Below are 3902 nucleotides of genomic sequence, written 5' to 3' on the forward strand. Positions count from 1 at the left end.
TGGCTTCCAGCTTCTCCGAAGCCAGCCGCATCATCAGCGCCGGGTCTTGGATGTAGGCGGGCTGTTCGTCGGATTCGGCGAACAGGTCGCGCAGCACGGCACCGCCTGCGGCCTCGTAGGCCTCCACGGTCACGAAGCGGATGACGGACTGCGACAGCCCTTCACCGGCAATCAGGGAGCGCAGCTTGCGGGGCGAGCGGTCATATTCCGGCGCGGCGTTCCATGCGGCTTCCTGCGCGGCGTGGTCATCGGTCAGGGCCAGGGCCATGAGCTGGTCCAGCGTCATGCCTTCCTGGCGGAACAGGCCGAATAGGTTGGGCGAAACGTTCGCCAGCTTCAGGCGGCGCTGCACGGTCAGGGGCGACAGGCCGAAGCACACGGCGAGGCTTTCCACGCCTGCACCGGCCTTCACCATGTCGGCGAAGGCGATGATCGTGTCCGCTTGGCTCATGGGCGCACGGCCCGAGTTCTCGGCGGTGCTCACGGCCAGGGCGCGGTCTTCCGACACCACGGTGCAAAGAATTTCCTCGTCCAGCGTGATGCGCCCGCGCTTGACCAGGGCCAGCAGCGCCCGCAGGCGACGGCCCCCGGCGATCACGCCATGCGAGAAGGTGCGCTTCTTGTCCTTGCCCTTGCCGCGCACCGGCTGGGCGTAGGCCACCACGGACAGGTTTTGCAGCAGGCCCTGGGCGTCGATCAGGTCGGCCAGTTGCTCGATTTCGCCCTCCGTGGGCTCGTCCTTGCGCACGTTGCGTTCATCCAGCCGCAGCGCCCCCAGGGCGATGTATTGGGGTTCGCCTTCGCCCTGCACCGCCCGAAGGGCGATCCCGCCTGCTTGCTGGTGGGGCTCGGGGGGCGCGGGGGGAACGCCCGCTTCGGTGCTGGCGTCGATGGGCTGGATGGTCGTCGTGCTCATGGCTGTCCTTTCGTGGTGGTGGAAGAAATCTGCTCACTGGAGCCGGCTCGGCGCCGTGAAAGCGACCACGAAGGGGGATGCAAGGGCAGGCACGGAAGCCGCAGCCCTGAGCGCAGCGAAGGGACCGGGTGAGTACCTGGGCGAAGCCGAACCCTTGCAGCCCCCGGAGAGGGCGCTAGGCGTCGGAAAGAGCCGGGTTCAGTGAGCTGCCGCCACCTTGAATGGGAGCGCGACGACGTGTTTTCCAGCCCATCGGGGCCAGCCGGTGCCGCCAGGCACCGCCCCTGCCGCGATAGCGGCACTGACTCGGCCACCAGGCCGGCGCCGGGACGGCGCAAGCGACAGGGATATGCAGGGCTGCGAAGCAGTCCCCGCAGGGGATGAGCGCATGCGCGAACCCGGAGAAGCCCGGTCGGGCCGCTTGCGGCCCGAGTCGCCCTACTTCAGCAGCCAGCGGAGAACGGCCAGGCCACCCATCAGCCACTGAGCGCGAACGGCCAGACCGTACAGCTTGACCAGGCCGGCAGACCCTTTGCGAGACTGAGCCCGAGACACCAGCCCGAACAGCAGCCAGGCGGCGAACAGCACGGCCCAGGCCATCCACATCAGACCGATGCCCATGCAACCGAAGCTCTCGCAATGAAGGCCAAGGGTATAGACGGCCATCAATGCCAGGGCGAGAACGCCGGCGACGTGGACGAAGACAACCAGGCGAGGGACAAGCACGGCGCGATCAGCGGCGAGGCAGGGAAAGCCCAAGGCGGGCAGCGTCGGACGCCAGAAGCGAGTCAGCGCGCGAGGCCAGGACCAGGGCCAGCAGCTCGGCGTCACGCGCGGCGTCCACGGGATCGCGGGTCAAGGCAGACCGCAGCGCATCTTTGAGCCAGGTCGAAGACGACGGCGAGCACAGCAGCTCGTCGGCTGTCGGCGCGCTCGCTTCGTCGCGGTGGTAGGTCGGGGACTGCTCGCTCATGATTGCTGCCTCCAGTAGTCGAGCCAGGCGGCGTGGAACTCGGCCGCGAAAGGCAAGGCCTTGCGGGCCACGATGACGAAGACCGAATCGGCCGACACCGCGCGCCCAGCGCTGTCGAACGTGCCGGCGCTCGTCGCGGCGCGGATCGTCGCGGCCAGCAGGGCCGCCATTTCGTCGGCCGTCACCTCGTAGAGCTGCTTGCGCGCCAGGTCAGCCCACACGGTCGGCAGGTGCATGTAGTCGTTCCACTGAGCCGCGCGATCGGCGAGAGGGTTGCGCGGCGAAGCCGCGCGAGCCTGGAGCGTCGCCACATGCAGATCCACGGCCGCCGACGCGGCCGCGAGCTTCCCGCGCTCGGCGCGCTCGGCCAGGCGCTGGGCGAGCTGCCGGCGTTTGGTTTCGGGTGAACGGGTCATGGTTAGAAAAGTCAGGGTGCGGGTTGAGTGGCCCGCCATCAACCCCGCGATCTTCAGACGTGCAGGTACAGCGAAAACGCAAAGATCACGATGACAACGGCGCCGAGAAGCCACTTGCCCCAATCACGCGAGCCCGTCGTTTTGACCTTGCGGTGTTGAACAGAGTCGTCCATGTCTTCTTTCACTGGTAAACCAGGCGCACGGCGCCTAGAAGAGAGCGAGCTGCGGCGGCTGGCCCAGCGCCTGCAAGGTGCTGGCCAGCTCAAGCCGCAGGTTATGGCTCATTGTGAGCCCGTAACTGATGTGGGCGTGCTTCAGGTCCAGGGCGGTGCGAAGCGCACCGACCGGGTTTCCGCCTGAAGACACGTTGATGTCGTAGTCACACAGGGCCGCCAGGCCCTTGTCTCGAAGATGGTTGTACGTCTCGATGTCGCGGTCCACGTCGAGGCGCCACTTCTCGATCTGCTCGCGCAGGTACTGCGCGCGCTTTGCCGGGTCTTTCGGCGGCGGCTTGCTGTGCGGGTTGAACGAAGCCGGATCGCTGCGCATCCCGATTTCCTCCGCTTCGGGGAAATCGGCAATGACTGCCGCGACAGCGGCCGGATCAGCGGCCGCCACGGCGGCGGCCGCGCGCGCCGCGAACGCGATCACGCTGGGGTGCTTGCTGTGGTCCTCTTCCTGGGTCACGGCGCGGCCCTCCTGTTCGGCCTGGTCAGGCGGCGGCCAGTCGGTCGTAGACCGGCACGCCGGCCAGGTTCCACCACTTCAGCACCCGTTCGAGCGCTGCGCGGCGCTCGTCGTCGGTGGCCGTGCTCAGCAGGTTGTGCTGGCCGATCACCTCGCCGTCGTGGAAGGCGCGCAGCGCCTCGGCCGCCAGGTGCGTGCCGTCGAGCTTGCGCAGGGCGTCGCGCAGCTTGTGCGCGTCGATGTGGCGCAGCATCACGGCGGCCTGGCTTTGGCGGTCGGCCCGGTCGCTGGCCTGCTGGATGTCCTGCAAGGTCCAGTGCTGCATGACCTTGGTCAGCAGCGCGGCCTGGCCGGCTTCGACCTGGGCGCGCAGCGCCAGGGCCTGCCGCTCCAGCTCGGCGGCCTGCTCGGCCACCTCCAGCAGCTTCGCGCGCTCTTTGCGGATCGGGTCGCCCACCTCGGGCAAGTGGTCGATCCAGGGCATGAACGGGGTATCGAGGAACATGGCGGGGACTCCCTTGGTTGTTCTCGCCCCGGCTGCGGCCGGGGCGCTGTTTGGCGTTCGCGCGGTCAGCGGACTTCGCTGGCCAGGGCGTTCGGGTGGTGCTTGGCCAGAATCTGATTCATCTTGTCCACCAGATCCGGGCGGGTGAAGGTGAGATGGCCGTTCCCGTTGAGAAACCACTTCACCGAGAAGTAAGCCCCCTCCGTCTCGCCGGCCTTGTTGTTCGAGTTGATGCGCTTGCCCCACCCTTCTCGGTGGTCGGGCTCGGGCTTGCCGTCCAGAAGGTGAAACACCCGGTCGAGGTCATCCAGGCGGTTCGTGCGGTCGAAGTTGACGGCCAGCCAGCGTTTCGCTCCGTTCCCGTAGGGTTGCAGCAGGAAGCGCAGGATCACGCGCTTGCCGAAC

General features: G+C 67.8%; 7 protein-coding genes. All 7 read right to left on the reverse strand.

The genetic code is table 11. The features are described 5' to 3' along the window. Nucleotides 1–916, reverse strand: a 916-nt coding sequence (locus I73_RS16975) for a ParB/Srx family N-terminal domain-containing protein (RefSeq protein ID WP_026096862.1), incomplete at its 3' end; no start/stop codon positions are given. 438 nt (nt 917–1354) lie between these two features. Next, nucleotides 1355–1675 carry a hypothetical protein gene (locus tag I73_RS32150; protein ID WP_148289831.1) on the reverse strand — a complete coding sequence of 107 codons (321 nt, stop codon included), beginning with the start codon at nt 1673–1675 and terminating at the stop codon, nt 1355–1357. Further along, entirely contained in the window at nt 1650–1889 is a 240-nt protein-coding gene (locus I73_RS16985; protein ID WP_022981711.1) for a hypothetical protein, read from the reverse strand. Before I73_RS16985 ends, I73_RS32150 begins: the two co-directional genes overlap by 26 nt. Beyond that, a complete protein-coding gene (locus I73_RS16990) occupies nt 1886–2305 on the reverse strand; it encodes a hypothetical protein (protein ID WP_040500614.1) in 420 nt (139 codons plus the stop codon). The genes I73_RS16985 and I73_RS16990 overlap by 4 nt, the downstream gene beginning before the upstream one ends. A 207-nt stretch (nt 2306–2512) precedes the next feature. Next, entirely contained in the window at nt 2513–2992 is a 480-nt protein-coding gene (locus I73_RS17000; protein WP_022981714.1) for a hypothetical protein, read from the reverse strand. A 25-nt stretch (nt 2993–3017) separates the two neighbouring features. Then, nucleotides 3018–3497, reverse strand: coding sequence for a stable inheritance protein KleA (gene kleA / locus I73_RS17005; protein WP_022981715.1), 480 nt, complete (start codon nt 3495–3497; stop codon nt 3018–3020). Nucleotides 3498–3562: 65 nt separating this feature from the next. Next, nucleotides 3563–3902, reverse strand: a 340-nt coding sequence (locus I73_RS17010) for a DUF4942 domain-containing protein (RefSeq protein ID WP_022981716.1), incomplete at its 5' end; no start/stop codon positions are given.

Origin of the sequence: Ideonella sp. B508-1 (genome assembly GCF_000333615.1) — a bacterium.
GTDB lineage: Bacteria > Pseudomonadota > Gammaproteobacteria > Burkholderiales > Burkholderiaceae_C > Ideonella.

Bases quoted from the DNA above. Each gene is read 5' to 3' on its own strand.
- kleA (WP_022981715.1), bottom strand. From the start codon at position 3,497: ATGTTCCTCGATACCCCGTTCATGCCCTGGATCGACCACTTGCCCGAG.
- I73_RS16990 (WP_040500614.1), bottom strand. From the start codon at position 2,305: ATGACCCGTTCACCCGAAACCAAACGCCGGCAGCTCGCCCAGCGCCTG.
- I73_RS16985 (WP_022981711.1), bottom strand. From the start codon at position 1,889: ATGAGCGAGCAGTCCCCGACCTACCACCGCGACGAAGCGAGCGCGCCG.